Source organism: Cohaesibacter haloalkalitolerans, from assembly GCF_003574655.1.
Classification (GTDB): Bacteria; Pseudomonadota; Alphaproteobacteria; order Rhizobiales; family Cohaesibacteraceae; genus Cohaesibacter; species Cohaesibacter haloalkalitolerans.
The window spans coordinates 1-6,154 of record NZ_QNUM01000021.1 but is presented as its reverse complement, the minus strand read 5'-3'; the positions used below and the strand labels follow the sequence as shown (position 1 = coordinate 6,154).

Genomic DNA, 6,154 nt, shown 5'->3' with positions numbered 1-6,154 from the left:
TCGAAACCATCCAGCACGCCAATCGCGTTATTGCGGACTGGATCTTTTTTATAACAACCAACGGCCACACCAGGCGCTCGCGATGCGAACTCCGGCTGAGGCTTTCAAATTAGCAGCATAAACTGTGCAGATTCCGGTGGGTCAATACATTCAATCCCAGAGGATGGGCTTCCGGAGTCAGTTTGATTTCGGGTTTCATAATCCTTTTCCACGCCAATCAGGGCGAGGCCACCAAGGCCCCGCCCGGTCATTCTTCTTTAGAGTTCAGAGAACCGAAGGCAGCCAAAGAGCGATGTCTGGCAAAAAGATCAGGGCAATGATCATCAGGACCATGACACAGACATAGGGAATGACGCCCATCATCACTTCGCTCATCGAGCCGGATTTCCTGGAGCCCTGAACAACAAAAAGGTTGAGCCCCACCGGTGGCGTGATAAGAGCCATCTCGATCAGAATGATGAGCAATACGCCGAACCAGACCTTGTCAAAGCCCATGCCAGACATGATCGGAACCACGATGGGTATGGTCGCAACCATCAGAGACAGGGTTTCGATGAAGAAACCAAGAACGATGTAGAGCAAGATGACCAGAAGAAGCGTCCCGAAAGCGGACAGCCCGGCGCCTTCGATCATCTGTCCCAACTGACGACCAAGACCGGCAGCGCTCATGGCGAAGTTGAGGAAATAGGCCCCGGTGATCACCAGAGTGATCATTGCGGTGATGCGAATGGTGCCTTGCAGAGCTTCGCTCAGAGCTGACAGGCGCAGGCCATCACCGAACGCGGCGATCCCTGTCGCCATCAGAACACCGATTGCCGCAGATTCCGTAGGTGTTGCCCAACCTGCGTAGATTGAACCGATGACGACTCCAAACAGCAGCAGAATGGGCACAAGTTGGGTCAGACTGGCAAAGCGTTCTGGCCAGCTGAAGTTTCTGGATGGTCCGCCAAGCGAAGGGCGAATCTTGCACAGGATCATCGTAACGATGATGAAGGCGAGAGCCATCAGCAATCCCGGCAGAAGGCCCGCCACGAACAGCGAGGGAATGGACGTCTCGGTCAGAAAGCCATAGACGATGAGATTGATGGAAGGCGGAATGAGAATACCCAACGTGCCGCCAGCGGCGATCGCACCACTGAAAAGTCGCGGATCGTAACCCATTTTTTCACCTTGAGGCAAAGCGACCGTTGCAACGGTTGCCGCTGTTGCAACCGATGAGCCGGATGTAGCCGAAAACATGGTGGCGGTGGCAATGTTGGCGTGAATGAGCCCGCCGGGCAACCAGCTGAACCATTTGTCAAGAGCCGCATAGGTACGCGTGGCTACGCCGCCTCGCACGAGAATCTCACCAAGCAGGACAAACAGGGGAATGGCAATCAAGGTCGCGGAATCCGATGATGACCAGACAACCTGACCAAGGCCGCGCAACAGGGGAAAAGCGGAATAGAACTGACCAACACCGATACCGAGCAGAAAGAGGACGATGCCGACCGGAATGGAAAAGGCCATCAATCCCAATAGAGAAACAGCAACAGTCCAGATCATTGATCCAACTCCGATGACATGCCAATGGCGTTATCGAATGCCGCTCTTTGGACTTGCATGAAATAGGCCAGACCGATGAAGGTCAGTGCGGTGGCACTAAGGGCAAACCAGCTCCAGCCGGCAAACCAGATGCCTTGCGGAATCCACATCGGGGTTTCAAGGGGAGTGTTTGCGGTCGAACCCCGTTTGAGTGTCTTTTCAAGAACGGGCCAGCATTTGACCACAATCAACAGAATGACCCCATTGGTGACGATCATTGCAAACATGTCCATGATCATTCGCCCCCTGAGATGTAATTTCTGGCGAACAACATCAATGCGGACATGGGCACGTTCTGTCAGAGCACATGCAGGGCCCCAGCTTGCGATCGCAGCCATGACATATCCCGAAATTTCATCGGAACCACCCAGAGATCCCAGACCAAGCTTTCTCAGAGTAATGTCAATCAAGATGAAGATCGCGGCGGCCACCAGCGTCACGCCTAACACAAGCGCGACGAGGCGGTTGGCGCGCCGTAGCGCGCCATGAAATGTGTTCCACATATCGATTTGTCTGATATGCGGCTACTGGGCGATGGAAACGTCGGTTACCTTACCAACACTATCATTCCAGCGCTTGACCCATTCAGGAGTGGTCCGCGTTGCCCAGTCTGGCAAAACGACATTGATCAGCACATCCCGCGCCTTTTTCATGTCGGCATCAGAAAGCTCAACGAGCGTCATCTTGGACTTGGTGTCAACTTTACAGCTGTCAGCCCCAGTGAGGCAGGCGAGATCCTGCTCGAGACCGCCGTCTGCACCATCCCAGGCTACATTCTCAAGATCCGAAACGACTGCTTCCTTGATCGTTTTCTGCTGGTCCGGAGAAAGGCCATCGAAGCGATCCTTGTTCATGGCGATTACCGCCGTGTCCCAGCCACCAAGAGGCACGTTGATGACATAGCTGGAAACTTCCCACCAGCCTGCAGAGAACCCGGAGCCTGAGCCGGTGATTGCACAGTCGATGACGCCACGTTCCAGCGAGCCGGGCACCTCAGAGAAGGAGATGTTTACACCTTCGGCTCCCAGAGCATCGAGAAACTTGGTGGTCATGCGACCGGACCCGCGGATCTTCTTGCCCTTGAGATCGTCCAGCGAAGAGATTTTGTCACGGCAGAACATGATTTGAGGCGGATGCACAATGACGCCGAGATATTCGGAATTGAAGCGATCACGAAAGATATCCTTCAACATCGGTTTGGCAGCATCAACCATCTTGTGGGCTTCAGACGGGGTCATGGCCAAAAGCGGAACATCAAGGCCTTCCAGTTCCGGTGCGTCTCCCACGGCATAGTCGGCAATGGTGGTTCCAACATCAAAGACGCCATCTCCAAGCATGCGATAAACGTCCGCACCCGAAATGCCCATCTGGTCAAGGCTTGTGATCTTGCCGGAAAATGCGCCCTTGGTCATGGCTGGCAGTTTTTCTTCCCAGAACGGCTTTTCCAGTTTCTGGTAGACAAAAACGCTGCTCCACGTGCCGACGGCAGTGAATTCTTCAGCGGCAATAGCTGGCGCAGTCAGCACGGCCGCCCCGAGCAGGGCTGCTGTGCAAAGAGTAAACTTTTTCATTTTGTATCCTCTGGAGGTCAGAAATTGTTTTTGGTTTTGGTTTTGGTTTTTGGAGTGATTGCTTTTGTAGTCTTGTTTTGAATTATTTTTTTGTTTTGGCTTGGTAGCAATCAAGACGGCCAGACGCCAGTGAGGCACCGGTCGGCTTGAGCGGACGAAATGTCAGTCACCAGCATATGGCCTGGCGCATGACTGATGGCAAAGGCAGGCTTGGCCTTGGCGATCGCAGCTTGTGGGGTAACACCACAAGCCCAGAAAACGGGGACTTCATTTGGTCCGATATCAACGCTGTCGCCCCAGTCAGGCTTTGCGATATCGGCAATTCCGATTTGGGCAGGATCCCCAAAATGGATTGGTGCCCCATGGGCCAGCTTGAAGCGGTTGCAAATGGTAACAGCTTCGATTGCATGGGCAGTGGTCATCGGGCGCATGCTGACAACGACCGGACCAGAAAATTTGCCCACTGGGCGTGTCTGAAGCGTCGTGCGATACATCGGCACTGTCACGCAGTCCTGCTGATGACGCAGCGGTATACCCGCAGCGGACAGGGCATCCTCGAAACTGAACGAGCACCCGATCGCAAAAGACACCAGATCATCGCGCCAATAGGCACTCAATTCTTCTGGTTCATCGATCATCTCACCATCCTTGAAGATGCGGTAGCGCGGTACGTCATAACGCAGATCAATGTCTTCTCCCAGGGTCGGCAGAGACGGATCTCCTGGAGCGCCCACGGCCAGCAGAGGGCAGGGACGTGGATTCATCTGGCAGAACCGAAGAAAATCGGAAGCATCTTCGGCAGGAAGGATAGCCAGATTGGCCTGCAAGGCATCGCCACCAACGCCGGTGGTTGATTTTCTGAAGCGTCCGGCTCGAATCTCGGAGCGGACAAAGCGGGGATTGGAAAAGTCAAAACTGGACACGAATAAAACCCTTGGAATGTTCTTTTTGTCCAGTTTTTACTTGCCTATTGATTTTGTCAATATTTCGTTTATCTGCATTATTGATCTATTTTCAAGATCATTTGATCTGCTGTTTCAAGTGCGAACCGCGTTAGCGCTCTGCCAATTTTATCATTTCTTTCAGACACATAACATATCACATACTCAAGATCAGGAAGCTTGGCATCGTCCGAGACGGCAAGTTCTTGAAGCCCAAAATGCGGGGAAGCCTGAGCGATGATATGAGGGACAGTTCCAACCCCGAAGCCAAGGGCAATCAGCTGCATGACCGTTGCAAGAGAGGTCGAGCCGTGGACGATTCCGGCTTGCGTGCGCACTGGAGCAAGCATCTCCACCAATCGCTTGTGGGGCAATGTCGTTTTGGAAAAAGTCACAATCGGCAAATCCGACAGGTCTCCTATCCCGGCTGGGCTGGGAAGCTGGAAATGTCCCGGACGGGCGTACCACCCCAAACTGACCGGCGGCAATGGTGTCATGTGACAACCGGACGGAGCCTGATCGCGTAGCAATATGGCTACATCGAGATCATCTTTCAAAATGTCGTTAGCCATCTGTAACGAAGTCTCGATGGATATTTCAAACCGCAAGTAGGGATGAGGCTCTTTAAGGCGGTTCAGCATTTGGGGAAGAAAGGTGTGCCCCATGGTCTCTGCCACACCGAAGCGAACCACGCCGGTCATGTCGTCGACCGTGAGTTCGGAAATGATCCTGTCGCGCTGGGCAATAAGGATTTCCGCTTCTTCCAGAAGCCGGCGCCCGATGGTCGTCAGGCGAACGCCCCGGCCTTCTCTTTCAAAAATGGAGACCTTCAGACGGCTCTCAAGGTGACGAATACGATTGGATATCGCCGATTGCGCTACGCCGGTCACCTCTGCAGCGGCTCGGAAGCCTCCCTGCTGAACGATTGCTTTCAAAATTTCTATATCGCGAAATTCAATCATTTCTGCGCTCTTAAAAGTTGATTGTTGAAAGGCGACATAAAGTAATTCGACAAACCCTGCTGGTTTTCAATGCACTTGGTGGGGAAAAATCCCGACGGCTTGTCTTCACATCATTACGATTACAATGTGTCTAGCATCTCAATGGTTCGATGGGCAAAACCGAAGGGCCCTAATCCAACCGTTTCTTCAAGGCTCTTGAAAGCGTTGCGTTGCCCCAAATGGAGCGAAGACGTGAATATAGCCTGAAAACCATATCGTCTCCATGCTATTGGTGGGATGGAATGGACCGTCGAGTTTATGAAGAATTTGAGCCAGAGCTCGATGGTTACAGCGAAGCGGTGCTGGATGCTATCTTGTCGAAGGCAAGTTTGCTTGAACGAAAGGGGCTCGGCTTGGTTGCTCTCATGTTGACTGGCTGAACACTTTCAAAGACGCCAACATGAAGGAGTCAAGGCGCAACGCCGATGATGATGTCTGGCGCGTCACCTTTGCATTTGTTCTGCACGCAAGGCCAGCCGGAACGCCTGGCACTCGACCGTCGCCCAGATGGAAAAGCGCAGCAAAGGTATTGGGCACCCAGTCTGTGATTGTTTTTACAATGTCATGTAAGATTTTGCGCCCTCACTTGTGAGGTGCAGCATCTGCTTTCCGATTGGGAGGGATGGAAAAGCAGCTTATCGTTTGACATGGCAAACCAGTCAATGGCGAGCCTGTCAATGTCGAACGGCGATCAAACCCTGATCGCCGTTCGAGGCTGTTATGTCAAGCTGCGACGCTTTCGAGGAATGCCTCAATGTGTGAGCGCAGATTCTGCGTGCTGTTCTTGAGCTCGTCGGCGGCCCCTTTCACAGTGGCAGCGGATTGTGAGGCAACATTGGCCTTCTCCCTCACATTGCCCATATTGTCAGAGGCAGAAGTCGTGCTTTGCGCGGCCTGTTGAACATTGTTGGCAATCTCGTTGGTTGCTGCGCTTTGCTGATCAACCGCTGATGCGATGGCAGAGGTGTAACCGTCAACCTCACCCATGACGTTCGAGATATTTGCAATCGCTTCGACAGTCTCTCGGCTGGAAGACTGGATGGCGTGAATGAGAGAC

At 53.0% G+C, this 6,154-nt stretch carries 5 protein-coding genes and 1 pseudogene; all 6 read right to left on the bottom strand.

Features of this window, described 5'->3' with window-relative positions; translation table 11 throughout:
- Positions 1-264 precede the first annotated feature (264 nt).
- Positions 265-1,545: a TRAP transporter large permease gene (locus DSL70_RS22060; protein WP_119310144.1), complete on the bottom strand. Its 1,281-nt coding sequence runs from the start codon at positions 1,543-1,545 to the stop codon at positions 265-267.
- Positions 1,542-2,087: a TRAP transporter small permease subunit gene (locus DSL70_RS22055; RefSeq protein ID WP_119310143.1), complete on the bottom strand. Its 546-nt coding sequence runs from the start codon at positions 2,085-2,087 to the stop codon at positions 1,542-1,544. The genes DSL70_RS22060 and DSL70_RS22055 overlap by 4 nt, the downstream gene beginning before the upstream one ends.
- Before the next feature lie 21 nt (positions 2,088-2,108).
- Positions 2,109-3,155, bottom strand: coding sequence for a TRAP transporter substrate-binding protein (locus DSL70_RS22050; RefSeq protein WP_119310142.1), 1,047 nt, complete (start codon positions 3,153-3,155; stop codon positions 2,109-2,111).
- A 110-nt stretch (positions 3,156-3,265) separates the two neighbouring features.
- Positions 3,266-4,078, bottom strand: a complete 813-nt coding sequence (locus tag DSL70_RS22045; protein WP_119310141.1) for a putative hydro-lyase — start codon at positions 4,076-4,078, stop codon at positions 3,266-3,268.
- A gap of 77 nt (positions 4,079-4,155) precedes the next feature.
- On the bottom strand, positions 4,156-5,058 hold the full coding sequence (locus DSL70_RS22040) for a LysR family transcriptional regulator (protein ID WP_119310140.1): 903 nt from the start codon (positions 5,056-5,058) through the stop codon (positions 4,156-4,158).
- A gap of 762 nt (positions 5,059-5,820) precedes the next feature.
- Positions 5,821-6,154: pseudogene (locus DSL70_RS22035) on the bottom strand (methyl-accepting chemotaxis protein); the annotation flags it as partial.